Raw genomic sequence first — 24230 nt, forward strand, 5'->3', positions numbered from 1 at the left:
CTCCTATCACGTGTACTAAAAATGTATGCAACTAATAGGAGAGATAGACTAGGGAATTAAGAAAAGCGCAGGCGGGGTGACCAGGGCCGTACGGATAAGACAGCTCTCCGAAAGAGGCGATAGCCTCTGTAGGAGAGATGTCTTATCTCGCTAGGCCCTCCCCGCCGGAGCTAGACATCAATGAAAAACACTGGCTTAACCAAGAGATATTAGAGGAAGTTCGGCTATCCCACCTTCATGTGAACAAAAAAGCAGCTGTTACTAATTTGTAACAGCTGCTTACTCGCCGTGTCTAGGTCACTAAACAAACACACGAAGAGTGAATCCAATAAAGATCATCAGGACCTTTGATAACCCTGAACCGCTTCTTTATGTTGTTCATTTCCCCACAGATTCGAGCAACGTCTTACTTCATCATCCATATCAGCTGATATGGATATAGGGATTTGTTGCTTCACATACTGTTGCTTGAAATGTTTCACTTGATCAATATTCTTGCTTAAGAACGGTTGAAGAATATTGTCAATATCTTCTGCTATTGTCTCTTCACGAATTGTACCTTGTAGCCACCCTGTGTGAATCGCCTCTACGGTATCATAAACGCGGGACTGTACAAGCATTTCATAAGCCTTTAAAGGGTGAATTCTTTGGTACAGCAACGCACCACCACCAAAGCCAGGTGATATCCCTAAATCTCCTTGTACAAACCCGATTGTGGAACCCTCAGCAGCATATCTAAAATCACATGCAGTCGCTAGTTCACAACCTCCTCCGCGTGTGTGCCCATTTAATAAAGCTATAGTAGGTACCGGAAAACGAGATAGTTCATAAAGCACTTCTTTCATAGGATAAAGGGCACTAAAAGCTTCTTGAGAAGACAAACCTGCATGAAAATCATTAAGGTCTCCTCCTGAGCAAAATGCTTGATCACCTGCTCCAGTAATGACCAATGCTTTTATATCAAGATCTCTTGCATCCCTTAAAAGTCTTTGAAGCTCCTCAATCATATTTAAAGAAAGGGCATTACGTCGCTCAGGACGGTGAAGAGTTATCATACCATAACCTTGCTCATATAAATCCCACTTCACATATTCACTCATGTTGTTCCCTCTTTTCTATTATTTCTACTTTTATTTTACCAAACTATTTAAGTAAGCGTGCACTTTACAAGTACATATTTTATATAAGAAGCTAAAATAACACGAATTGACTCTCAGAAAACCCTTATAGAGCACAAAAAAAGAGCGCCTCTATGAGACACCCTTTTTTTGAACGGTTTATTGTTCAACAACTTGTTTACCATTGTACTGTCCGCAAGATTTGCAAACATGGTGTTGTTTAGTGTATTCACCGCAGTTTTGGCATTCTACCATTCCTGGTACGTGAAGTTTCTTGTGAGTACGACGTTGGTTTTTAACCTTTTTTGAAGTTCTACGCTTTGGTACTGCCATGTGTTACACCTCCTTCATGCACGATCCAGATTGTATGTGATGGATCTCTTACTCTTTGTTATCATCTAAAAATTGTTGAAGCTTTGCAAGGCGAGGATCAACCTTTTCTTCTTGCTTCTCCTCTGTGACCAACTGCCAGCCATGCCCCTCAGAAAGAGCATCCTCTAGCACCTCGTCATCAGCGAACACTTGCAAAGGAACTTCCAATATTACATTTTCCTTGATATAAGGCGTTAAGTCAAGAACTTCTCCAGCAATTTCATGGATCTCATCTTCACCTTCTTGATGATAAGGAGATAGTGAGAAGACTTCTACCGCATCAAAGGAAAACGGATACTTCACATCCGCTAATGTACGAGCACACGGGAGCGTCATTGTACCAGAGACAGAGAAACGAAAAGTAACTGTATCTCCATTACGAGTAGCTTCACCCTTTACATGTACATCAGGTATGGATCGGATGTCATTAGGCATTTCTTCTAGTTCAGAAATGTCAACGTGATCATCAAACGTTACCGGTTCTAGATCAGCTGCTTTTAATTTTTGTAAAGCAAATTTCATTCTAATCACCTCAAGGCAACAAGAGTTATTTTAAAAGGAAATAGACAATTTGTCAACATTTTTTCTTTACAGCAATATCGCCTTTTATCATTTCGCTTTTATAGTCTTCTCACTATGCCATAACTTAACCCGTGACGCAAGTAAGACCATACAAAATGCCTCCTTTTTATTGATTTCGCTTCCCTATTTCGTTAGTTTATAATCATAGTAACTAAGTAAATGAACGGAAAATACTATATGAAAGAGGTTTAACGTCATGAAATCGTGTGGACTTATTGTTGAGTATAACCCTTTTCACTTCGGTCACCAATATCATCTGAAGCAGTCCAAAGAAGCATCTGGAGCTGATTGCATGATTGCAGTAATGAGTGGAAATTTCCTTCAAAGAGGAGAGCCAGCTATCATAGACAAGTGGCACCGAGCTCAAATTGCATTGTCTCAAGGGGTCGATATCGTTTTAGAACTCCCCTACGCATTTGCAGTGCAAAATAGCGATTTATTTGCGAAAGGTGCCGTATTCACTCTTCATGAAATCGGTATAGACACCATCTGCTTCGGAAGCGAACAAGGCGATATTACTCCTTTTACGAAGGCATATGATTACTTAAATAGTCATCAGGAGTATTACAAAGATTCACTCCACCATTTTTTAGACCAAGGGTACTCTTTTCCAGAGGCTAGCCGACATGCATATAAGGCAATTGGCTTGTCAGAGGACTCCATTGACTTAACTCAGCCAAATAATATATTAGGCTTTAGTTACACTAAAACCATTCTTGATTACAAGTTGCCAATCATCCCTATGACCATACAACGAACTAAAAGCGGTTATCACGATGAAACGATTTCCCATAAAATTGCAAGCGCAACGAGTATAAGGAAATCCATTCTAAAGCAACAAGAAATGACTGCAGAAGCTGAAGGATCTTTGCCACCTGCTTCAGTAAATTTATTAAAAGAATATGGAGATAAGGCAAATGGCTGGCATTACTGGGAGCGGTATTTTCCGTTGCTACACTATAAATTAACTACCCTTTCTCCAGAAGAGATCAGAACCTTTCATGGTGTTGAAGAAGGACTTGAATTTCGATTAAAGCATACAATACAAGAAGCTACTACATTTGAAGAGTGGATGAATTTACTTAAGACCAAACGCTATACATGGACACGACTTCAGCGGACTATTACCCACATTCTAACCAACACAAAGAAAAATGAACTTCATTCCCTACATGAACTTGAACAAGTGCCCTACGTACGTTTATTAGGAATGTCAAAGACCGGTCGTACGTATATTAAAGAACAAAAGAAAAAAATGAACGTACCTATCCTTACAAATTTGCAGTCAGGAGATCATGAATTTGTTACAATAGAGGAGCGTTCTGTGGACGCCTATTTGTCTTGTTTGCCATTGGATCAAAAAAAATCCTTACGAAAAAGAGAAATAGGACCACCTGTAATGCCACATTTGTGAAACTTTTTTTATGGACACATCGTCCAAATATTAAAGGGGGAATGAGGTTGCGCAATCTGTTACGATGGTTCAGCATTACATTCCTTGCGCTGTTCATTATTGTAGGATCTATTGGATTTGTATTTAAAGACACCTTATTTCAAGAGGGAAATCCAATTCCTGTGATCAGCGGCATCGTACAGCTTAAACTTGGCGACAAACCTTATGTGCAGATTGATACTGAATCAGAGACCTACATTACACCACACACCCCTGTGGAGGGCGATTATTACTACATCGTTAAGACCTTTATGGGAGAGAGAGGGTATGCTTTCCTAGAACAAAAAGGAAAAGATCTAATTTTCTCTAAAGGAGAAGACAAGACAACCGTGGAAACACGGATGTATACTTCTGATTACTATATTTTTTCAATCGGCCAGTAGCGCCACAACATAGCGAAAAAGCTGGACCTCAGATATTGGCCTGTAAACAAAGTCGAAAAGGGCTCCAAGTTGTATTTTGTACAACTTGGAGCCCTTTCTAGGCTTTAATCTTCTGTTTTAGGATCTAAGTCCTTTAAGTACTGTAACGCTTCATCAAAGGTGTCTACAGGCACAATCTTCATGTCTGTCCCGATATCTTCAGCTGTCTTTTTAGCCACCTCGTAGTTAGATCCCTCTTTTCCACCTTCGTTTGGAGCGAAAAAGATTTCAATCCCTTCTTCATCAGAAGCTACGACTTTTTTATCGATTCCACCAATACGTCCAACTTTTCCTTCATATGATATCTCACCTGTACCAGCGACTTGATACCCTTTCGTAATATCGCTCTCTGTTAATTGATCATAAATTTCCAACGAAAACATGAGGCCAGCACTAGGTCCTCCAATTTCTCCACTCTTAAAGTTTACAGCAGGATCAACTTTAACACTGCGATCCGTGACAAGCCCGATCCCCATAATAGCTCGATCCTCTTCAGGATGTTTTTGTAGAGAAACCGTTTTCGTCATTTTCTTATTTTTTCGTTCAAACGTAACTTCTACACTATCACCGACTTTAAGTGGTGCAATTAAGTCAATAAGTTCTTCTGACTTTTTAATCTCTTTTCCGTTCACTTCAATAATACGATCCCCAATTTCAAGTTTCCCCTCTGCTGGCATATCTTGACCTACGCTCATAACGTAAACCCCATCATAGTTGATCGTAATGTCCTTCCCTGCAGCTTGGTAAGCAACTACTTGAGCAGCTTCCTGAGACGATTCCATTACTTGAAGTTGGGCGTGATGATACTCATTTTGACTAACACCTTCAGGTAAAATATCTTCAATATCATAAATTTCATGATAAGGAAGGATTTTAGCAATCACATACCTAATCGGCGTTGCAGGTCCACCGCTAACGGTAACCAAGTGCATCTCTCCATCACTTTTAAATCCATCTTGAACTTGTACTACTGGATTCAAGTCATCAGCCGATCCAGGCTGATAAATGTAATACGGCAAACGGTACTGAGCCAAGAAAAAGGCAAGTACCACTACTACCGCAAATACTATAAAATATCTTTTATTCTGCTTCATGGTCGGACTCCTTCCAATTCTCTATATACGTTCGAATCGCTGCAATATGACGATTTGCTTCTTTCTCTCCCTCATTTACGATCTCGACTGTATCCGTAAAGGCTCTCGAACTAAACTTCTTCACATCTGGCTTCAACATAAAATCTGCATCAAGATCAATCTGGCTGAGCAATTCATCTTGCATGATCTCAATACTTTGAATGATTACATCATAGATGGATTGGACGTCATTACTGCCATCAAAGTGTGCACAATCAACCCCAATTACAATGTCAGCGCCCATCTCTCTTGCTACAGAAACCGGAACCCGGTCAACAACCCCTCCGTCGATCAATAAACGACCTCCAATCTTTACAGGGACAAAAATGCCCGGGATAGAGATACTTGCTCTAACTGCTTCTGCTGTATTGCCTTCTTTAAAAATGACTTTCTCACCCGTATGCAAATCTGTTGCAATGACGGAGAATGGGATATCTAAATCCTGAATATTCTTTCTATACGTAAATAAACTTATGTACTCTTTAATACGCTTACCTTGAATAAAGCCCATTTTAGGAACAGTGAAATCTAAATAATACTTACGCTTGAACGTTTTAGCTAATTTGTATAATTGGTCCATATCCTGCCCAGCACAATACAAAGATCCCACAAGTGCTCCCATGCTACTTCCCGCAATTAGGTCCACTGGTATACCGGAATCCTTTAGCGCCTTTAACACACCTAGATGAGCAAACCCTCTTGCACCTCCAGACCCTAAGGCCAATCCAACAACAGGTCTCTTCACCCTAAGACCTCCCTTTTTCTTGCCTTGCTTTTCTTATTTTATGGCATAAATCTCTTTCTCATGAGCGTATAGTGATATAGAAACGCTTGTACTGTATGTATATGTTATGAACATTTTACTATTTCCCAAAAAAGAAGTACAGTCGGTCAATTTGTAGGGGGCTATATATGAAATCACAAGTTAAATCACTAACACTCGCGTTGATGGCATTATTTATTGCTTTCTCGCTAATTCGCTTCCCTGATCAAGCTCTTGAAGCTTCCATCCGAGGGTTAAACATGTGGTGGGAAATTGTGTTCCCCTCCCTGCTCCCGTTTTTTATCACGGCTGAACTTTTAATCGGTTTCGGGGTTGTTCGTTTCATAGGAATTCTATTTGAGCCAATTATGAGGCCAATATTTAGAGTTCCTGGAGTAGGCAGTTTCGTGTGGGCAATGGGTATGGCAAGCGGATATCCCTCTGGCGCCAAGCTAACAGCAAGGTTGAGGCAAGAGAAGCAGCTTACACGAATAGAGGCTGAGCGACTCGTTTCTTTCACTAATGCCTCTAACCCACTGTTTATATTCGGAGCAGTTTCTGTAGGGTTCTTTCACGATCCTACATTAGGAATATTACTAGCAGCAAGCCATTACGTAGGAAATACATTAGTAGGTATATGCATGCGTTTTTATGGACGAGAGCATACTCCTACACGAGACCGCTCTAGAGAAAAGATCACCTTAAAAAAAGCTTTCCTAGCCCTTCATCAAACACGCTTGGAAGAACCACGCCCATTTGGTAAGTTTTTTGGAGACGCTGTTTTATCTTCTATCCAAACGTTACTTATGATTGGTGGATTTATCATCATGTTTTCTGTGTTTAATAAACTATTATTTTTAGTAGGAATCACACCTATTATTGCCGGTGGAATAGGTATCCTTTTTCAGATGATTACATTGCCGCAAGAATTGACCCTCCCATTTATTTCAGGATTATTCGAAATTACACTCGGTTCTCAGATGACTGCTCAAGCTGAAAATTCAGTTCTATTACAACAAGTTATTTGTGTCAGTTTTATATTAGCTTTTAATGGTTTTTCTGTACAAGCACAAGTAGCTAGTATTTTAGCAGACACTGACATCCGCTTCCGACCTTATTTCTTTGCGCGTATTCTTCATGGTCTTTTCGCTGCAGGGCTAAGTGTATTATTGTTTGTTCCCCTCTACGTGGATCGGCAAGCATTCGAATCCGATGAATCACCTGTATGGATGAGATTAAGTAAACATGAAACATTTTGGTCAGAACTTTTTGAGAAGCTTGTAAACATAGGCCCTCTCATGACGATCGCTTCCCTAGCTATTGCGAGCTTTATTTTGTATCGAAGAATGATAAAAAAATAGCCCGACTAACTTATTGTTAGGGGGCTATTTCATATATTTAGCTTTCAAAGCTTCTTCAATTTGTGGAGGAACTAGTTCAGAGACATCTCCTTGATATTTTGACACTTCTTTCACAATGCTTGAACTTAAGAATGAATATTGATTGTTGGTCATGACAAAGAACGTTTCAATAGAGTCATTCAATTTTCGATTCATAGCTGTGATTTGCATCTCATACTCAAAATCACTCACAGCTCGTAGCCCTCTTAGTACAACATTTGCACCTTTTTCTTCGGCATAATCAATAAGTAAACCGCTACTAGAATCTACAGTCACATTATCAAGATGACTTGTAACTTCTTGTATCATTTCTATACGCTCTTCAACAGAAAATAGGGGAGATTTAGCACGATTATGAAACACTGCTACCGTTACATGATCAAAAATCTTTGCTCCACGCTCTATAATATCAAGGTGACCATATGTAATCGGATCGAAACTTCCTGGACAAATTGCTAAGGTTGCCATCAAAATCCTCCTCTATTCTTGTTTATAAAGACTGATTGAAATAATGCTTGAATAGGTTTCATGACGAAAGCGTTTAAAAGGACCAAATGAGTCAGGTAAAGATTGTTCGGAAGAATGTTCGCAAACAATGGTTGTCCCCTCATTAACTACGGAATGCTCAAGCATGGAATCGATAAGCTCCTGATATGAGAATTTATCATATGGAGGATCTAGGAATACAAGATCGAATTGCAACCCTCTTTTTCCTGCTGCTTTTATCGCTCTGTAAGCATCATTCTTATAGACTTCTGCATGCTCTTCTAACTTAAGAGCCTTCAAATTATCATAGATCGTAGCAATCGCTTTTGGATGCTTATCCACAAAGATTGATTTATCCATACCTCTACTTAATGACTCAATACCAAGACCTCCACTTCCAGCAAATAAGTCAAGGCACACCCCTCCATCAAAGTAAGGGCCAATCATTTGAAATAATGCTTCTTTCACTTTGTCTGTCGTTGGACGAGTCAACCGATGAGGCACTGGTTGAAGCTGTCGTCCTTTATGTTCTCCTGCTATTACGCGCATAGAGTCAACACCTTTCTCTAACCATTTCGTACATAATCCTATCATAAACGTTCACAAAGAGGAAACTCACAGGTTTCCATCATTTCCGTGAACCTTTCTCCCTACCAGAACTTTGGCACCATATAGCGAAGACTTATTTTTAGATCGTTGATTCACTTCTAAAGAAACATTTCCGATTTGCTAATTGTCTTCAAAATAACCCACAATTAAATTTAAATAAGCGTGTATAAATGGAATTAAAACCGCTCATACTGTCTAAGGAACGGTTAGGGTTTCTCCTAACCGTTCCCGAAGACGGAGAAGACTTACGTTCCCCATAAGTTCTTCCTCCGGTTTCTCCTCTCCCTTTGCCTTTTTGGTTTGATGTGAATTAAATCAAAAAAGGTGCCTGCAGACAGATGTCTGCAGGCTTTTTTATTCTATAATATAAAGACTTTGATCCCCTTCTTGAACACTTATCCCTAATATTTCTTTTATATAGCGCTCTTTCATATACACATCCTTATTCACTTCGATGAGTACCTCACTAGCTATACCGAAAGATTCTTCGTTTTCAATAAAGGTTTGTTTATTAAGAGAGAATCTCCAAGTATCATCTTCCTTTCTTACTATATATACATTTTCACTAGGAATTCCTGTTACTTCCATATTCATTAATGTAGCTAAACCACCCAGAGGATAGAAACGTTCTCCCTCAATTTTTATCGGCCTCCAGTTAACTTTAACTGGATTATTGTTTAAGAGAATTTCTTTTGTTTCATAAAAGTATAAAGGAACAAAAGACTTCCGAAGGGAAATGTTTTCTTGAAAGAATGATGTTTCGAGCCCTTTTACTTTTCCGAGCGTTTGATCTAAGTCAGATGGAATTCGAATTTCGTCTTTTTCTGATAGAAGCATAAAAAATTTCTCTTTCTCTATTTCTGTTACCTGTTCTGTTAATGCCGTCTTTATCTTCTTACCTTTTTCCGTATCCGAATTTGTGTTAGCAGAATAAGCAACTAATGAATCTATTAACCATTTCATCTCTTTAGGAACACTAGCTCCTGCAGTAAGCACCAAATGATACCAGGCTTCTTTAAAACTTTGTTCGTTTAGTGATGAAACATGCATTACACCTCGTTGAGATGAGTTAGACTTACTCCCGACCACCACAACCAAGGACTCTTCAGATAATTGCGCATATAGAACTTGTATTTTATTTAAAGTATGTTCAGGTAGACTATTCTTAGAATAGAATGTAATAGGACCTTTTTGTTGTTCTGAATAACCTTCTGCTTCTAGAGAGTATAGGGGAAAATTAGTTACTTTCTCTTCTTCCCACTGATAAAAATCAATATGGTCTTTCTTAATTTTTGCAACTTCTAACGCAGAGCTTATCCAAATCCATTTATCAGGCTGCTTCTCTGTAATAGATACATTCATGTCCATTGGTATAAGGGAACCATTGCTTACTAGCTGAATGAACCAAACACCAGAAATAAAACCTTCACCTCTATAAGGAAGTTCATATGTAAAATGAAGCTCTTTATTGGCAGAAACAGTAACTGTAGTAGGGGAGCCTTCTAACAAACAAGTCTTCCCCTCCTCATACACACATTCTACGCTGCCAATACCTTCTGGAACCCTTACTGTATAAGATCCTTCCTTAACTGCTTCAATAGACTGCTCAACATAAATACGACCATCATCATGTATGACTCGTATATTTGCTTTAGGCGAAGGTAGAGATGCGTCAGCCTCTTGACCACCATACGTATACATACTCCACTGGTATAAGACAAGGAGTGTAAGTAAAAATAATAGTGGGGTTGTGTAAAGTAAAGATTTCCTTATCATTGTTTGTAACTCCTCAATATTTCAAGCGGTTTACAATAATATCTATCCAACCTCTTTATTTTTTGCTATTGTATCATAAGAGATTATCAAGAAAGAGGTGGCAATATGATTCAGCGTTTTATTGAACTAGGTCAAGGATATTCCGATTTATACGAATTACTTACAATAAGTAGAAGTATGCCCGAGCGTATACAACATCTGATGGCATTTCACACAACTACAGGTGAAGAGAAGCGCACTTCGCTCGTTGTTGTAATGAAACCTACAACTCCAGGAGATTTTCAACCCCTTTATATTTGTCGTGAAGGGATTCCATATCCACATGACATCCCTAATAAACGATTCGATTTATTCAAAAGTCTAGCTAATGACCTTCAAAAGGACATAATTGAGCTCACGGTTCAGCCTAGTCAAATATTTGGTGAGCGTGAACTATTTTATCAGCACCTAATCGGTATACTACGAATGAACCGCTACATTGCTCCTATGAGTTAAGCATTAAAAAGAGCACGGGACCATCATCCCATGCTCTTTTTATATACTACCGTATTTATAATCATACTCTTTTGCTTTATCCGGTTTTGAATTTTCATACTCTGTTCGAATAAAAGGCTTGTAAGAAGGCTCTACCTTCTGGATATAATGAAGTTTAGAAAGTTTAGTCATAACGTCTTCTATTTCGTCCTGATTGACGTATAAAAGAGCATACTTATGTTTTTTTGATGCATGTACTAAATGACCATAACGTTTAATTTGGCGGATATTTTTCATATGTTGAAACCATATGACTAATCCTTGTCTCTTCGTAAACATAGGGCATCCTCTTTCATAAATGGTTTTAAATTAGTTTAGCAAATATTGCGAAAAGGTTCAATTACAGAATAACGAACTTTTATAACCAGGGGGAATGGTAATGACAGATGTAGAAACAGCTTGGCATCTATTCATGCTGACATTAAATCACGACCCATGCATTCTTACATGTTACAAAAAGACAATAGCAGGAATACCTTTTGTGTATGTAACTTCTTCTACCCTACCCGAAAGAAAGGTGATTGAAGGAAGCCTTAAAAAGGCAGCGGCTTCTGCTATGAAAGGAAAACGCCTCACCCTCTCTATGAGCTTCGTGAGAGAGCATGAGGCGCTATATGTGTATCGGGTCCGTTTCCTTGTTCCTCAGCAAAAAATGTTTTGTTGCGGGAACATGTGCACAGACTGTATTCGATTCCAGTAATAGTGGTTAAGAACAGCCACAACCGCCGCCACTACCGCAACCACAACCGCCGCCTGTATCTTGAAATACCGCTCCGTCTTTTGGAACTTTAATTTGCGGACTTATGCTTCCGGCAATGATTTGGCTAAGTTCATCAAGTAACTTCTGTAGCTCACGTTCTGCTACCTTATAAGCGGCTACATAATCATTCATATCCATATCACGCTTTTTCTGACGAACCGCCTTCATGATTTGGTTATAATCAGGGTGATATCGGCCGAATCTCTCAACCTCTTCATACTGTGTTTTACTATCTTGAAAAGCACGAATCAGGCGCTGAGCCTCTCGATCCCGCTCCATATCTTGTTTGGCTTGGAGGTATCTTTCATATACATCTGAACCTGATACCAACTTTCCTAACTGTTCACTTTGATCCAGAATTTCAACTGTCTCTGAAGTAGCTAGCAAGTAAATCACCTCCACTTGCTATTTTACCAAATTCTTTTAGAAAAACGAAATATTTATGAACATTTTTTTACTCTTTCATCGCCTGGGCCATTTGCATAAGCATTTGGACCATTTGTAATTGGTTGGTCATTCTCTCCATTTTCTGAGAAGCCGTTTTTCCAAAGAAGTATTTTGCTTCCTCTTCCATATTTGGCAAAACCCCAGGATCACGTGTGATTTTACGGTACCATTTGGGGTTTTGTCGAATAAAGTTGATTAGATCAGGTCGATTGTTTAAATATTGATAAACACCTGGTTGCACAAGCTTCCTCCTTAATCACGCCCAAATCCAAATGGCGATTTTTTAGGTGCGTTTCCTTTAGTCGGATTGGTCTTCTTCATCTCCTGGAATTGCCCCACAAGGTTTTGAATGTTTGATATCGCTCCATTTAATTGTTGAATATGACCCTGCACTTTGTTTAAATCTACATTCTCAATCATATTCATAAACTGTCCCATCATCTCTTTGTTATTTGTAGAATCTTGATCTTCTTTCCCCTCAGTTTGTTGATCATTAGTTTTTCCTTGCTCATTTCCCTCGGTAAACTGATTCCAATATGGGTCATCTTCGCCTAATAGTACCCACTTTTCATAGTAAGGTTGCCAACTCTCCCGATGGTCCCGAACATGTTTGATTAACTTTGGGTAACGTTCAGTAAATTCCTTAAACTCCGCAACAGATGGATGTAGGTTTGAACTCATTCTGTACCACCTCACATTAAGATCTTTCTTTACAAGTAGTATATGAGTGACAGAAGAGTCATGTGCATATGCCTAGTAGGGTTGTTCGAGAAAATTTTGAGTATAATAGTATCGATACACCCCTACACCAAGGTGTGTGTAGTTTTCATTTAATAAAGCTTCTCTGTGCCCTTTACTATTTAACCATCCCTCTACAACTGCAGGTGCATCTGGGTACTGAGCAGCTATATTCTCTCCAGCTGATGCATATTGTATCTCACTCTTTCTTAAACGTTCTTCTAGACCGTCTCCATCAAGCGAGATATGGGAAAAATAATTATGGACAGCCATATCTTTACTATGTCTGAATGCAACCCCTGCCGTTAACTCGTCCCAAACTAACCTTTCTTTATTAAACTGACTTCGAATTTGGTTTGATATTGCATGAATTTGTTTCTCCATACCATATTCGATTGCTGGCCAATCGTCATCCATGATAAGCGGGAGTTCAGGCAGACGCCCTGAATAAGAAACGTTGTAAGGACGATGTAAAAGTAGAATCTCATTCGTTAACAAACGAACAGATGACAACCTGTTCGTAATGGAATCAAAGTACAACTGCATAACTATAGAGTCATCCAAATTAACCAGAGGTCTTTGAATGTAGTCTTCATTAGTTAAAGTAAAAAGAAAAGATCCCTCTCCTGTAACAACTTCCACTTCTTTTTGTAATGACAGAATTTCTTCAATCTCGTCTCTTGTTTGGCCGATCTTAATAGATCTAAGTTCCATAGAGGGGCCGATCCCGTAAACAGCTACTACTTTGTTTTGATTCATACCAACTTGGTAATAGTTTTCGCTATTTTCATAAATCCACCACGCATATCCATAAGGGGTCGGGTCCTTTCGATCAGCTTTCCCTAATAAAGATTCTATCTCCCTGGCGGTCTTGCCAATAAGTTCATTTATGGGCATAGAAGTAAATTGTTCCCTATCTTTAATAGAAGAGTGAGCTGGAACTGCTATGTTTTCTGCTTTATCTTCCTCATTTTTTTCTTTCATTTCTAAAGTTGGAGCTATGGATTTATGAGGTTCTTCTTTATTTTCGTTCATCCCCATTAGATATAGAACAATGATAAGTGAGAAAAAGAAACTAATTGTAAAGGTCCTCTTCAAGCTTTCACGCTCCCTCCATACTTGATAGTCTAGTATAATAGCAAACAAGCTAAATTATGATAGAAATCATAGAACAAAAAGACCCCTCTAATGGAGGGGTCTATAGCAACGTATTAATGAAGTTCTGGACGCTCAGAAATTTCTTCTAATGCATGACCAGCTGCTTCATTAGATTTTTGATCTAATGAAAGGTCTCCAAGAGAAACAATACCTACAAGCTTTCCACCTTCAACTATAGGCAAACGACGAATTTGTTTATCTGCCATTAAGTCTCCAGCTTCTGTAACCGATGTTTCAGGAGTCACAGAGACCATATGGTCACTCATAACCTTTTTGATTGCGGTCGAACCCGCATGCTTCCCTGCATAGCCTCTTATGACGAGGTCACGGTCTGTTACCATCCCTAAAAGGTTTTGTTGATTATCACATACAGGAATCGACCCTACATTACGTTCTTTCATTTTAACCGCAGCCTCATAAAGGGTATCGTCTGATGTGCAACACGCTACATCTGTTGTCATAATATCTCGAACTGATTTCATCCAAATCTCCTCCGTTCGTAGTATTCATGGATGCCTCAATAATCATCCCACGCTTTAATGTGTCCTAAATAAATGATTTCTTGCACGATAAACGGATGTATTTGATCTTTATCATAAGTTTTTCATTAAAAGGGCACTAATATTGAAGACTCGAAATTGAGAAAGAGTTTCCGTTAGATTTAGTTGAGCGTAAGGTGGCCCTTGAAACCACTCGCTTTCCTGTGTGGTCTCACCTAGATTTATAAGTGCAGGCGTGGTGTCCAGGACCGTAAGGATTAGACTTGCTCTTCTGCCTACGGGAGGCTCGCAGTTTCCAGGCCCACCTTTTCCAAATTAGTGTGAACGGAAACAAGCTAGTGAGAAGAACCAAGATTATTTGATGTGATTCCGGGACCGTTAATCTAGTTAACGTAAGGGCTAGCTCGGGGACTGCGAGACTCCTGCGGGGTAAGGAGCCTATCTAGTCCCGGAGTGGAGGACCTAGCGAGATAAGTCATCTTTTTTACAAAGGCTAATCGCCTTCTCCAAAAAGCTGTCTTATCCGTACGGTCCTAGGCACCACTCCTGCACTTTCAAACTAGGGAAGACCCCACAGAGAGCGACAGCGAACGAGGAGGCTTCCCAGCTCCCCGCAGGAAAGCGAGTTGTCCCCGAGCTAGCCCAACCACTCATCAAACTTAACGGTCCTTTCCAGCAAACAAATGAATGTCAACTTACTTTTTATAGGTAAATAATTGCAAGTTGGGCGACTTTTTTATATGATTAAGTAAGAACACGTTTACATAAAGACATGATGCGAGGTGGAACACATGAGAATTGAAGGTAAAGGTATTGAAGGCGCAATCGTGGAACTGAAGAAATTAGACCACTTGATGAAGAAAGCTGGTTTTGTCAGAGGCGGACAATGGGACTACGAACGTGTAACTTACGATTATAAAATTAATACGGCAACAAAAGGTGAAACGTATTATCTACGCGTGCAAGGATATGCTCTTGAAGGTGATGTAGACAGGCACGACGCTACTATGCAGCTGTTAACCCCTCTCTTAGGAAAACACTATTATCCTCACGGTGTAGAATACGGTGACGGAGAAGATTTCCCGGATACGCTTGTAGACAAAAGCAACAAAGTCCTAGATCGTGTCAAAGACATGATAGACGAATTCCAAAATGAACACTTGCTTGACCGGGCTAAGAAACTAATTGATCAATACCAATTCGACGGTGCAAAAGAGATGCTCGAAAAATACCAGAAGAATAATTAAGGATTCAGACTGTTAACGATTGGATTCGTTAGCAGTCTTTTCCTTATGATCGTGAATATGAATAATAGGCGGTTTCTGTATTCCCCCCTGATTTTTTGTTTGTTCTTTTATGATATCCCTTATATCTCCTAATATTTGATCAGTCGTTTCTTTCTGAAACTGGACTTGACCTTTTGATTCCCCTTTAAGTTTTAAAATTACTTTAAGAAAGAGGAAAATAGCAAATGTAATGATAAAAAAGTCGACTGCAGACTGCAAGAATGCGCCATACTGAATATATACGGTTCCTTTTCCTAAGGCGAACTGAATATGGAGCGCTTGGAGGTTAACGCCTCCCATTAACAAACCAACAACAGGCATGACAATGTCGTCTACAAGTGATTCAATTATTTTCCCAAACGCTCCTCCAATAACTACAGCAATAGAAAGGTCAAGCACATTTCCTTTTGTAGCAAAGGTTTTAAATTGTTTCCACATAGACTGTCCCCCCTTCTCGTTCCATCGTATGTATGTTTACAATAAGACATGTATTTTATTTAAGTTTTTTAACTGTTCAAAAGAATATGTTCATGCTATATTTTCATTATGAGAGTGTTGATTGAAAGGAGCTTCTGAAAGTAAATTGTTCCGTTATATGAGTAAAAAACATTGGATCCTGATTTTCTTAACCATCATCTTAATTATTGGAGCTTATTTTATACTGCCTGTATCCTTGCCACTCTTACTGGCATTCTTTACAGCTTTGTTCTTAAATCCATTAGTACGATGGTTGCAGTACAAATTTCGCTTTAAGCGAAAACTATCCGTGATTATTGTTTACATTACATTTTTAATTATTGTGGGGCTAGTAGGATCCCTATTAGTAACAAAAGCCGTAACACAAGTTATAAACGTTGCCAACAACGCTCCTGTCTATTTTGAACAAGTGGAAGATTTCTTTGACGAGAGAGCAAGAGACACAAATCAATTTGTTGAACGTTTCCCGACAACGGTTGTTGAGGAAGTAAGTGGCACATTAAAAGATAAGTTTGATACATACACAAGCGAATATAAAGTGGATGATCAGTTAAAGAAAATAGGAAATTTCCTGGCTGAGATTCCAAACTATTTAGTTAGTTTCCTAGTATACTTAATCGCTCTGTTCTTGTTTATGTTAGAGATACCAAAACTGAAAGCCAAAGCTTACGATCACATGACATCTAAAACCGCAGAGAAAGTAAGGTTTATGAACAGCCGACTTTCTTATGTTGTGTTTGGGTTTCTAAAAGCTCAATTTTTAGTCAGTATCATTATCTTTGTCGTATCCTTAATAGGCTTACTTTATATTTCTCCAAAAGTTGCTATCCTGATGTCTCTAATTATTTGGGCAATAGATTTCATCCCTATTATTGGTTCAATTGCGGTACTTGGACCATGGGCACTATACGCCTTTATTGTTGGTGATATTGCTATGGGAACGCAGCTTTCTATATTAGCCATCGTCCTTTTAGCCATTCGACGAACTGTAGAACCAAAAGTTATGGGACGCCACATTGGACTCTCTCCTCTAGCTACACTAATCGCAATGTACCTTGGATTAAAACTGATTGGTGTATTAGGATTCTTTATAGGTCCATTCATTGTAATTGCCTTTAACTCAGCGAAAGAAGCTGGAATTATTAAGTTTAACTACAAGATATAAAAAAAGGTGTTAGGGCGCTTTATAAGCGCCCTAACACCTTTTTTATTTTTGCCAAGAAGTTTTTTTATGAGTTTCAAAAACGATCAAACCATCTTCTTCACCTGTACGTTTAAATCCATTCGCTTCTAGCACCTTACAAGAAGGAACGTTTTGTGATGTACATGTTGCAGCAATCGTTTCTACCCCTTCTTGTGAAAAGGCCCAGTTTACCATAGAGTCGATCGCTTCTTTAGCGTATCCTTGATTGCGATGAATATTGGAAATGAAGTATCCAATTTCCACCACGCCATCAACCGGCTTTCCTTTAAAGCCTATATCACCTATGACCATATCTTTATGTTTATGTAAAATGATCCACGGACCAAATCCATATTCATTTCCATCATTCTCTAAAGATTCTACGTATATTGGAAGCATTGCCTTTAGCCCGTCATCTGGCCATAAAGAATCGTATTTCACATTTAGCCAGTCTGGATAACTCTCTGGACTAACCATCAGCTGCTGAGCCTGTGATATAGTTATAGGCGTCATCATTAGTCGCTGATTTTCTATATTCATAGTGTAGCCACCTTTCATTTCAAAGTAGTTGGAAATCATTCAGGTCCATTATGTATGTAACTGCTTCTTCCTTTACTACTCTTACCTTTTATCTCAATAAGTTAAACCAAATCACTCTCTTTTACTCATAATATTTTTAACGTAATCCTATCCTTACCTATTTATTTAATTTATCGATGGTTTTATTTTTGTTGGTATTGTTTAGCCCTTTCCACATAAGCCCCTTATATGGAAGACAAGAAGTTGAGATATTTTCGTTTGACAGGGCCGTTACGTTTGTTGAGTGCTAGGGGTGTCTGGGGAACGACTCGCTTTCCGCGGGCGAGCTGTCGAGCCTCCTCCTTCACTTCGTTCAGTCCGGGGTCTCGTCGACCTCTTTCTCCCGCAGGAGTCTCCCCGCTCCCCAGACACCCCTGGCTATAGTTTTACGAACGTCCCCCACATCTATAGGGTGGTGAGAATTGCGAGGTTTCCATATATGGCATGTTTCCGTAACTCCATATATGGCAGAGGTGGTTCGGGAAATTGCGAGACTCCTGCGGCAGTAGGAGCCTATCTAGTTCCGGCGTGGAGGACCTAGCAAGACAAGTCATCTTTTTTACAAAGGCTAATCGCCTTTTCCAAAAAGCTGTCTTGTCCGTACGGTCCTAGGCACCACGCCTGTACTTTTAAGCTAGGGGAGACCCCGGAGGGAGCGAATGCGACTGAGGAGGCTCCCCAGCCCCCCGCGGAAAGCGAGTGATTTCCCGAACCACCTCACGATCTAACAACGCAAACGGAACATTCTCTCAGCTTCGAGTCGTCAACAATCCTGCCCTATTCTTGAACTAAGCAGTTACAACCATTAACAAGACTAAAGGTTACCAGATCGTAAAATAAAAAAACCTTCTACCTATTTCATAATAGATAGAAGGTACCCACTAAAAACCGAGAATTGCTTTTAACATGCTTGTTGTTTCTCCACCACTATAAAATACATAAAGCAGTAAGTATACGGCAACTCCAGTTATTGCTGTAAAGAACCAAATTACACTTGTAATTGGCCCAAGTTTACGGTGTTTTGTAATGTTACGTTTAAAGGCTAAAACGAGTGTAACTATACCGAATATTCCACCGGTTGTAGCCAATATGATATGGAAGATTAAAAACAGCGTGTAATAGATTTTAATATCATCTGGTCCTCCAAAACTGGTGTTCCCTACAAAAATCGTTCTTGAAAGATAAATAATAAAAAACGTAAGCGCACTTACAGCTCCTGCAATCATAACACGTTTGTGCGCTACAATATTCCCCTTCGCAATAAGCACCCAACCAATTGCGATAAAAATCGCACTAATTACAATAAAGGCCGTGCTAATCGTAGGTAAAATTGGTAACATAACCATCCCCCCCATACTCCTCTTATAAACAATTTCTCTATTATGTAAGAAAAAACTCCTCTCTCTAAAAAGAGGAGCTACAATTAGTTCGACTCACTTGGTAATGGATCAATGTTGGTACTCTCTTTGTTAAACCAAGAGAAGAAAATGATAGCCAGAATCGTTCCATAAACAATTTCCTGTGTGATCTTCATAATAATACCACCTGTTGCTTGATCTTCACGAACAGACATAGGTGAAAAGATTTCAGGACCGCCTAGGGATAACCCATTTAACACACCAGGTGGAACACAAAGCTTCATAGCTTCAGCCCAAGAAGAAGGGTCGCTGTATGTGCTATACAAAGGAGTCTCAGCAAAAATAATAAGACCACAAGCAGGTGTTATTAAAACGCCGTTAGCAAAAATGAAACCAATTTTTAGTAACGGTGACAACGTATCTAATTTTTCAAGCGGAGCAAAAATAGGCAACCAAACTAGAAACGCAGTCACAAGTATAACCGTCGTAACAACCGCATGTGCCATTGCGTTCGATTTAGTAAAATCAAACACAACAGGTATGTGATATAAAGAGAAGAGTCCATTAAATAGCAGCAAAGCAATAAGGGGCTTTGCTAATAGATAGAGGACATTTTTCAAAATAGGAACAGAGAATACCTTCTCCCACATCCATGATGGTAACCCTTTAATGATTAAGATCGGAAACAATAGGTAATATAAAGCCATTTGCAACATATGTGCTGTAAATAAAATATGTCCCAACAAATCCATAGGAGAGCCTTTAATAACATAAAGGAGTGCTAGACCTGTATAAAACATAACTTGTTGCGCAATAGAAGGCTTATCATATTGTCCAAAACGCTTCCTGAAAGGACCTGTTAACAGAAAATACAACACGCCCAAAGTTACGACAAATAAGAAGTAATAAGGACTCCACAGAGCTCTAAACCCAAATATTTGTATTTCTAACCACATTCATCTCACTCCATGTATCTGTCTTAGGTGTACTACCTATCACCATTATACCGTATTTTTTACCAAAAACCCACGTCGTTCCTTATAGAAGAGTGACAAGTGTTTGACAAATTCCTAGCGTTAAAAAACAAAAAAAGTTGGAGAGGAATCCCCTCTCCAACCTCCTTTTCTTTACCACCAAACAATTGTAACCATTGCTAGGACCGTTAAAAGTGCTACAAATACTCCAGAGTATAAAAATAGCGCAGGTAACCCGTGTCCTTTGTGGCTCATATGCATGAAGTAGTAAAGCTGAAATCCGACTTGTACACAAGCTAACAGAATGATGACTGGTATAGTAAACATCGGATTGTATTCCGCTATAACCATTCCAAACGACACGAGCGTAAAGATGATCATTAAAGCGAATGTAATAAGCTGGTACTTCATTTCTTCTTTGTTCTTTTGTTTGTAAAACTCATAACTAGTGGAATTGGTGTTTTTCGCCATAAATTAGCCCCCCAATTTTCCCATTAGGTATACTACCGTAAAGATAAATACCCAAACAACGTCGATAAAGTGCCAGTACAGACTAGCAATATAAAACTTTGGTGCATTGTATAAGTTAAGACCTCGTTTAGAGTTACGTACCATTAGCGTAACAATCCAGAGAAGACCAAACAGTACGTGCCCACCATGAAAACCAACGAGCGCATAGAAGGCTGAGCCAAAGGCATCTGATGTAAATGTGTGATCTTCATGCATCACATACTCATAAAACTCGTATATCTCTAAACCAAGGAACGTTAAACCAAGAGCTACCGTAATTCCTAACCATAGTTGCATCTTACCAAAGTCTAAATTCTTCATATGGTAAATCGCATAAACACTCGTTAATGAGCTGGTCAATAGAATAACCGTCATAATAAAGACGAGTTCAAGACCAAATAATTCTGCTGGACCTGGACCACTCGTGTTAGACTCAGGTCCGTTTAAAGCTAAATACGTTCCGAACAGACTTGCAAATAATACAGTTTCTCCACCTAGGAAAAACCAGAACCCTAGGAATTTATTTTTCCCTTCGAGGGTGGCTTTTTCAGGTTCGTGTGGGCTTTGCCCTGGTTTTAGTCTTTGTAGTTGATCGCTACTCATTCAGAACCAGCCCCCTTTTCTAGGTCTTCTTTATGAATGTGATAGCCCAGGTCATCTTTTACAGATCTTACAAACATGGATCCAAGTGTAATGAGCATACCGGCAATACCTACGATTAACCAGTTCTTGTCATCAACTTGATAAATGAACCCGAAACCAGCAATGAATAGGCCAAGGGACATTACAAATGGAATAAAGGAATTATTCGGCATGTGTATATCTCCAAGTGGCTCAGCTGGAGTCATTTTCCCATTACCTTGACGCTTTTCAATCCATAAAGGATCAAGTCCACGTACAAGTGGTGTTTGCGTAAAGTTATAGAAAGGTGGTGGTGATGGAATTGACCATTCTAGTGTACGACCATCCCAAGGGTCTCCGCTAACTTTCTCACCTTTCACAGACGTTACGATTACGTTGATAAGGAATATGACAGCACCAATGGCCATTAAGAAGGCACCGATTGTACTCACCAGGTTCCCTAAATCAAGATCTTGGTTCGGCAAGAACTTCCAATAACGACGAGGCATTCCCATTAAACCTAGGAAGTGCTGTATAAAGAACGTTAAATGGAAGCCAATAAAGAACGGCCAGAATGCAAGCTTTCCTAACTTCTCACTTAACATCGTACCGAAGAATTTAGGCCACCAATAGTGTAGACCCGCAAATACTCCAAACACAACTCCCCCAACAATAACATAGTGGAAGTGTGCGACAACAAAGTACGTATCATGGTACTGGTAGTCAGCAGCTGCTGCTGCAAGCATTACCCCACCAAATCCTCCAAGAGTGAAGGATGGTATAAATGCTACAGTCCAAAGCATTGGTGTTGTCATCCGGATGCTTCCACCCCACATAGTAAAGATCCAGTTAAAGATCTTGATACCAGTAGGGACCGCAATGGCCATTGTGGCAATAGCGAAAATAGAGTTTGCTACAGGGCCTAAACCAGTTGTGAACATGTGGTGTGCCCAAACCATGAACCCTAGAAAGCCAATTAAGACTACAGCAAAAACCATTGCAGAGTAACCAAATAAACGTTTCTTAGAGAACGTTGAAATTATGTCACTAAACAGTCCAAAGATCGGTAAGACCAAAATATATACTTCTGGGTGCCCAAAGATCCAGAATAAGTGTTCCCAAATGACATGGTTACCTCCCATTTGAGGGTCAAAGAAATTCGCACCAAACATACGATCAAACATCATAAGGAACAGCCCAACCGTTAAAGCTGGGAATGCAAAAAGAATAAGTACACTTGTTACAAATGCAGTCCACGTGAAAAGTGGCATACGCATATATGTCATACCTGGGGCACGCATGTTCACAATTGTTACTAGGAAGTTAATTCCTCCAATTAGCGTACCTGCACCAGAAATTTGAAGGCCCATTACATAGTAATCGACACCATGGCCTGGCGAAGTCGTTGACAAAGGTGCATAAGCTGTCCAACCCGCATCAGGTGCACCTCCTGTAAACCAAGAAACATTAAGTAAAACGCCTCCAAAGAAAAAGAGCCAAAAACCTAATGAATTTAAAAATGGAAATGCAACGTCACGTGCTCCGATCTGTAATGGAACAGCAATGTTCATCAATGCAAAGATTAATGGCATTGCAGCTAAAAAGATCATGGTTGTTCCGTGCATCGTAATTAGCTGGTTATAAAGACCAGCAGAGACAAAATCATTGTCAGGCACCGCAAGCTGTATTCGAATCAGCATTGCTTCTAATCCACCCGCAAGGAAGAAAATACCACCAGCGACTAAGTAAAGAATCGCAATTTTCTTGTGATCCACTGTGGTCAAGTAATCCCATAGGGTAGCGCCAAAGCCTTTCTTTTGCGCAGTAGCTGTACTCACGCTACGACCTCCCTTTTCTCTCTATTATTGTGCTTCAGCATCCTCAGGTGTAATTTCTGTAGGATTAAGCTGTAGTAAGTAGTCAGACAGTTGTTCCGCTTCTTCTGAAGTTAGCGGATTATCGGCATCAGTATTCCCGTATTTACCTGTCATCTTATTACCTGGTTTAATCTCTTCTGGGTGTTGTAGCCAATCAATAAGGTTTTGCTTATTATTGTCTAAAATACCAGCAATTTTCACACGAGAACCAAAGTTAGTTAAATTAGGTCCCGCCGCAGCTGGTGAAGATCCAATCGCATGACAGGCGATACAGCCTTTACTATTAAATAACTCTTTACCGGCTTGAGCCGATTCAGACTCAGGCGTAGCGTCTGGATTTACGTTTTTCATCTCTTCTACCCATTGGTCAAATTCTTCCGGGCTTACTGCTACTACTTTAAAGCTCATCAGAGAGTGTGAAGGACCACATAGCTCCGCACACTTACCATAATAAACGCCCTCTTCATAAGCATTAATCCACATTTCATTTACATTTCCAGTACCAGGGTTTGTATCCATCTTTCCTGAAATTGATGGAACCCAGAACGAGTGGATAACGTCACTGGCTGCTAATTTTAAGTATACGCGTTCCCCTGTAGGGATATAGAGATCTTGACTAGCTTGAACCTCAAGACCATTATAATTATAATGCCACCAATACTGTTTTCCTGTTACTTCAATCGTTACAGCATCTTCTTTGTCCTCTTCTGCTGGAGTTGTATCAGCCAGCATAAATGTCTTTTGAACAGTTGGTACAGCCAAAACAATTAGTAGTAATATTGGAACCACTGTCCATAACAATTCCAGAAATTTGTTTCCTTCCGTTTGCTTCGGAATGTAGTCTTGATTGTCCTCTTTTTGACGATAACGAATCAAGACGAAGAAATAAAGCGCCATTACTATGACCCCTACTACGACCATTATGATAACGCTTAACATCATAAGATCATAAATGACATCAGCGCCTTCACCTTTAGGCTCTAGAGCTGTTAAATTAGGCAGCCCACAACCCGTGAGGGTCAGCAACATAATGCCAAAAAGGAACAGAACGCGAGACTTTCCCATCCATCCTTTCATTAAAGATACCTCTCTTTCTCTTTGTAATATTGCAAAT

Annotated in this window: 27 protein-coding genes and 1 pseudogene; 6 read left to right on the plus strand and 22 right to left on the minus strand. The window is 39.5% G+C overall.

All coding sequences use genetic code 11. From position 1 onward, the window contains the following. Nucleotides 1-338 precede the first annotated feature (338 nt). From IEW76_RS14025 to IEW76_RS14035, 3 genes are all read right to left on the minus strand, one after another. Entirely contained in the window at nucleotides 339-1100 is a 762-nt protein-coding gene (locus IEW76_RS14025) for an enoyl-CoA hydratase/isomerase family protein (protein WP_188654861.1), read from the minus strand. Between the two features lie 177 nt (nucleotides 1101-1277). Continuing rightward, nucleotides 1278-1451: a 50S ribosomal protein L32 gene (rpmF, locus tag IEW76_RS14030; protein ID WP_188654864.1), complete on the minus strand. Its 174-nt coding sequence runs from the start codon at nucleotides 1449-1451 to the stop codon at nucleotides 1278-1280. A 48-nt stretch (nucleotides 1452-1499) separates the two neighbouring features. Continuing rightward, complete coding sequence (locus tag IEW76_RS14035; RefSeq protein ID WP_036780823.1) at nucleotides 1500-2012, minus strand: YceD family protein; 513 nt, start codon at nucleotides 2010-2012, stop codon at nucleotides 1500-1502. Nucleotides 2013-2268: 256 nt separating this feature from the next. Between IEW76_RS14035 and IEW76_RS14040 the strand changes: the two genes are divergently transcribed. Continuing rightward, entirely contained in the window at nucleotides 2269-3486 is a 1218-nt protein-coding gene (locus IEW76_RS14040; protein WP_188654866.1) for a nucleotidyltransferase, read from the plus strand. Nucleotides 3487-3533: 47 nt separating this feature from the next. After that, nucleotides 3534-3908 (plus strand): hypothetical protein, encoded by a 375-nt coding sequence (locus IEW76_RS14045; RefSeq protein WP_188654868.1) that lies wholly within the window; start codon nucleotides 3534-3536, stop codon nucleotides 3906-3908. A 104-nt stretch (nucleotides 3909-4012) separates the two neighbouring features. Here IEW76_RS14045 and IEW76_RS14050 read toward each other — a convergent pair whose 3' ends face one another. Both IEW76_RS14050 and IEW76_RS14055 read right to left on the minus strand, forming a co-directional pair. Beyond that, nucleotides 4013-5041 carry a SepM family pheromone-processing serine protease gene (locus IEW76_RS14050; protein WP_188654870.1) on the minus strand — a complete coding sequence of 343 codons (1029 nt, stop codon included), beginning with the start codon at nucleotides 5039-5041 and terminating at the stop codon, nucleotides 4013-4015. Next, nucleotides 5028-5825, minus strand: a complete 798-nt coding sequence (locus tag IEW76_RS14055) for a patatin-like phospholipase family protein (protein ID WP_188654872.1) — start codon at nucleotides 5823-5825, stop codon at nucleotides 5028-5030. Before IEW76_RS14055 ends, IEW76_RS14050 begins: the two co-directional genes overlap by 14 nt. Before the next feature lie 167 nt (nucleotides 5826-5992). Between IEW76_RS14055 and spoVV the strand changes: the two genes are divergently transcribed. Then, entirely contained in the window at nucleotides 5993-7204 is a 1212-nt protein-coding gene (gene spoVV, locus IEW76_RS14060; protein WP_188654874.1) for a dipicolinic acid transporter SpoVV, read from the plus strand. A 24-nt stretch (nucleotides 7205-7228) separates the two neighbouring features. On the opposite strand, the gene coaD is transcribed toward spoVV, so the two are convergent. The 3 genes from coaD to IEW76_RS14075 all read right to left on the minus strand — a co-directional run bounded on the left by coaD (nucleotide 7229) and on the right by IEW76_RS14075 (nucleotide 10114). Further along, nucleotides 7229-7711 carry a pantetheine-phosphate adenylyltransferase gene (gene coaD / locus IEW76_RS14065; RefSeq protein WP_188654876.1) on the minus strand — a complete coding sequence of 161 codons (483 nt, stop codon included), beginning with the start codon at nucleotides 7709-7711 and terminating at the stop codon, nucleotides 7229-7231. 12 nt (nucleotides 7712-7723) lie between these two features. Then, the gene (gene rsmD, locus IEW76_RS14070; protein WP_188654878.1) at nucleotides 7724-8323 is read right to left on the minus strand and encodes a 16S rRNA (guanine(966)-N(2))-methyltransferase RsmD; all 600 of its coding nucleotides are present in this window, start codon (nucleotides 8321-8323) and stop codon (nucleotides 7724-7726) included. A gap of 369 nt (nucleotides 8324-8692) precedes the next feature. Beyond that, nucleotides 8693-10114, minus strand: coding sequence for a stalk domain-containing protein (locus tag IEW76_RS14075; protein ID WP_188654880.1), 1422 nt, complete (start codon nucleotides 10112-10114; stop codon nucleotides 8693-8695). A 105-nt stretch (nucleotides 10115-10219) separates the two neighbouring features. On the opposite strand from IEW76_RS14075, the gene IEW76_RS14080 reads away from it, so the two are divergent. Continuing rightward, a complete protein-coding gene (locus IEW76_RS14080; protein ID WP_188654882.1) occupies nucleotides 10220-10609 on the plus strand; it encodes a DUF7147 family protein in 390 nt (129 codons plus the stop codon). A gap of 39 nt (nucleotides 10610-10648) precedes the next feature. On the opposite strand, the gene IEW76_RS14085 is transcribed toward IEW76_RS14080, so the two are convergent. The 6 genes from IEW76_RS14085 to IEW76_RS14110 form a co-directional block, all read right to left on the minus strand. Beyond that, on the minus strand, nucleotides 10649-10927 hold the full coding sequence (locus IEW76_RS14085) for a YlbG family protein (protein ID WP_036780847.1): 279 nt from the start codon (nucleotides 10925-10927) through the stop codon (nucleotides 10649-10651). A gap of 427 nt (nucleotides 10928-11354) precedes the next feature. Continuing rightward, a complete protein-coding gene (locus IEW76_RS14090; RefSeq protein WP_036780851.1) occupies nucleotides 11355-11795 on the minus strand; it encodes a YlbF/YmcA family competence regulator in 441 nt (146 codons plus the stop codon). Nucleotides 11796-11862: 67 nt separating this feature from the next. Continuing rightward, nucleotides 11863-12096, minus strand: a complete 234-nt coding sequence (locus IEW76_RS14095; RefSeq protein ID WP_188654884.1) for a YlbE-like family protein — start codon at nucleotides 12094-12096, stop codon at nucleotides 11863-11865. Nucleotides 12097-12107: 11 nt separating this feature from the next. Continuing rightward, complete coding sequence (ylbD, locus tag IEW76_RS14100) at nucleotides 12108-12536, minus strand: YlbD family protein (RefSeq protein WP_188654886.1); 429 nt, start codon at nucleotides 12534-12536, stop codon at nucleotides 12108-12110. A 72-nt stretch (nucleotides 12537-12608) separates the two neighbouring features. After that, entirely contained in the window at nucleotides 12609-13691 is a 1083-nt protein-coding gene (locus tag IEW76_RS14105) for a CAP domain-containing protein (protein ID WP_188654888.1), read from the minus strand. Nucleotides 13692-13804: 113 nt separating this feature from the next. Then, entirely contained in the window at nucleotides 13805-14233 is a 429-nt protein-coding gene (locus IEW76_RS14110; RefSeq protein WP_188654890.1) for a CBS domain-containing protein, read from the minus strand. A gap of 809 nt (nucleotides 14234-15042) precedes the next feature. On the opposite strand from IEW76_RS14110, the gene IEW76_RS14115 reads away from it, so the two are divergent. Continuing rightward, nucleotides 15043-15498 (plus strand): YugN family protein, encoded by a 456-nt coding sequence (locus IEW76_RS14115; RefSeq protein ID WP_188654893.1) that lies wholly within the window; start codon nucleotides 15043-15045, stop codon nucleotides 15496-15498. A 96-nt stretch (nucleotides 15499-15594) separates the two neighbouring features. On the opposite strand, the pseudogene mscL reads toward IEW76_RS14115, so the two are convergent. After that, nucleotides 15595-15975, minus strand: a pseudogene (gene mscL, locus IEW76_RS14120) (large conductance mechanosensitive channel protein MscL); the annotation flags it as partial. Between the two features lie 145 nt (nucleotides 15976-16120). On the opposite strand from mscL, the gene ytvI reads away from it, so the two are divergent. Next, nucleotides 16121-17179: a sporulation integral membrane protein YtvI gene (ytvI, locus tag IEW76_RS14125; RefSeq protein ID WP_188654996.1), complete on the plus strand. Its 1059-nt coding sequence runs from the start codon at nucleotides 16121-16123 to the stop codon at nucleotides 17177-17179. Nucleotides 17180-17221: 42 nt separating this feature from the next. Here ytvI and IEW76_RS14130 read toward each other — a convergent pair whose 3' ends face one another. The 7 genes from IEW76_RS14130 to coxB form a co-directional block, all read right to left on the minus strand. Continuing rightward, nucleotides 17222-17737, minus strand: coding sequence for a GNAT family N-acetyltransferase (locus IEW76_RS14130; RefSeq protein WP_188654897.1), 516 nt, complete (start codon nucleotides 17735-17737; stop codon nucleotides 17222-17224). A 920-nt stretch (nucleotides 17738-18657) separates the two neighbouring features. Beyond that, nucleotides 18658-19116 (minus strand): DUF420 domain-containing protein, encoded by a 459-nt coding sequence (locus IEW76_RS14135; protein ID WP_373285999.1) that lies wholly within the window; start codon nucleotides 19114-19116, stop codon nucleotides 18658-18660. Between the two features lie 83 nt (nucleotides 19117-19199). Further along, nucleotides 19200-20090, minus strand: a complete 891-nt coding sequence (ctaG, locus tag IEW76_RS14140) for a cytochrome c oxidase assembly factor CtaG (protein WP_188654901.1) — start codon at nucleotides 20088-20090, stop codon at nucleotides 19200-19202. Between the two features lie 171 nt (nucleotides 20091-20261). After that, entirely contained in the window at nucleotides 20262-20579 is a 318-nt protein-coding gene (ctaF, locus tag IEW76_RS14145) for a cytochrome c oxidase subunit IVB (protein ID WP_188654903.1), read from the minus strand. Between the two features lie 3 nt (nucleotides 20580-20582). Further along, nucleotides 20583-21221, minus strand: coding sequence for a cytochrome (ubi)quinol oxidase subunit III (locus IEW76_RS14150; RefSeq protein ID WP_188654905.1), 639 nt, complete (start codon nucleotides 21219-21221; stop codon nucleotides 20583-20585). Continuing rightward, on the minus strand, nucleotides 21218-23077 hold the full coding sequence (gene ctaD / locus IEW76_RS14155; RefSeq protein WP_188654907.1) for a cytochrome c oxidase subunit I: 1860 nt from the start codon (nucleotides 23075-23077) through the stop codon (nucleotides 21218-21220). The genes IEW76_RS14150 and ctaD overlap by 4 nt, the downstream gene beginning before the upstream one ends. A gap of 24 nt (nucleotides 23078-23101) precedes the next feature. Beyond that, a complete protein-coding gene (gene coxB, locus IEW76_RS14160) occupies nucleotides 23102-24193 on the minus strand; it encodes a cytochrome c oxidase subunit II (RefSeq protein ID WP_188654909.1) in 1092 nt (363 codons plus the stop codon). Between the last annotated feature and the right edge of the window lie 37 nt (nucleotides 24194-24230).

Source organism: Pontibacillus salipaludis (genome assembly GCF_014642405.1).
In the GTDB taxonomy this organism is placed as follows: domain Bacteria; phylum Bacillota; class Bacilli; order Bacillales; family BH030062; genus Pontibacillus; species Pontibacillus salipaludis.

Coding starts and splice junctions, on each gene's coding strand:
- IEW76_RS14025 (WP_188654861.1), bottom strand. CDS start 1,100: ATGAGTGAATATGTGAAGTGGGATTTATATGAGCAAGGTTATGGTATG.
- rpmF (WP_188654864.1), bottom strand. CDS start 1,451: ATGGCAGTACCAAAGCGTAGAACTTCAAAAAAGGTTAAAAACCAACGT.
- IEW76_RS14035 (WP_036780823.1), bottom strand. CDS start 2,012: ATGAAATTTGCTTTACAAAAATTAAAAGCAGCTGATCTAGAACCGGTA.
- IEW76_RS14040 (WP_188654866.1), top strand. CDS start 2,269: ATGAAATCGTGTGGACTTATTGTTGAGTATAACCCTTTTCACTTCGGT.
- IEW76_RS14050 (WP_188654870.1), bottom strand. CDS start 5,041: ATGAAGCAGAATAAAAGATATTTTATAGTATTTGCGGTAGTAGTGGTA.
- spoVV (WP_188654874.1), top strand. CDS start 5,993: ATGAAATCACAAGTTAAATCACTAACACTCGCGTTGATGGCATTATTT.
- coaD (WP_188654876.1), bottom strand. CDS start 7,711: ATGGCAACCTTAGCAATTTGTCCAGGAAGTTTCGATCCGATTACATAT.
- rsmD (WP_188654878.1), bottom strand. CDS start 8,323: ATGATAGGATTATGTACGAAATGGTTAGAGAAAGGTGTTGACTCTATG.
- IEW76_RS14075 (WP_188654880.1), bottom strand. CDS start 10,114: ATGATAAGGAAATCTTTACTTTACACAACCCCACTATTATTTTTACTT.
- IEW76_RS14080 (WP_188654882.1), top strand. CDS start 10,220: ATGATTCAGCGTTTTATTGAACTAGGTCAAGGATATTCCGATTTATAC.
- IEW76_RS14085 (WP_036780847.1), bottom strand. CDS start 10,927: ATGTTTACGAAGAGACAAGGATTAGTCATATGGTTTCAACATATGAAA.
- ylbD (WP_188654886.1), bottom strand. CDS start 12,536: ATGAGTTCAAACCTACATCCATCTGTTGCGGAGTTTAAGGAATTTACT.
- IEW76_RS14110 (WP_188654890.1), bottom strand. CDS start 14,233: ATGAAATCAGTTCGAGATATTATGACAACAGATGTAGCGTGTTGCACA.
- IEW76_RS14115 (WP_188654893.1), top strand. CDS start 15,043: ATGAGAATTGAAGGTAAAGGTATTGAAGGCGCAATCGTGGAACTGAAG.
- IEW76_RS14130 (WP_188654897.1), bottom strand. CDS start 17,737: ATGAATATAGAAAATCAGCGACTAATGATGACGCCTATAACTATATCA.
- IEW76_RS14135 (WP_373285999.1), bottom strand. CDS start 19,116: ATGTTACCAATTTTACCTACGATTAGCACGGCCTTTATTGTAATTAGT.
- ctaG (WP_188654901.1), bottom strand. CDS start 20,090: ATGTGGTTAGAAATACAAATATTTGGGTTTAGAGCTCTGTGGAGTCCT.
- ctaF (WP_188654903.1), bottom strand. CDS start 20,579: ATGGCGAAAAACACCAATTCCACTAGTTATGAGTTTTACAAACAAAAG.
- IEW76_RS14150 (WP_188654905.1), bottom strand. CDS start 21,221: ATGAGTAGCGATCAACTACAAAGACTAAAACCAGGGCAAAGCCCACAC.
- coxB (WP_188654909.1), bottom strand. CDS start 24,193: ATGAAAGGATGGATGGGAAAGTCTCGCGTTCTGTTCCTTTTTGGCATT.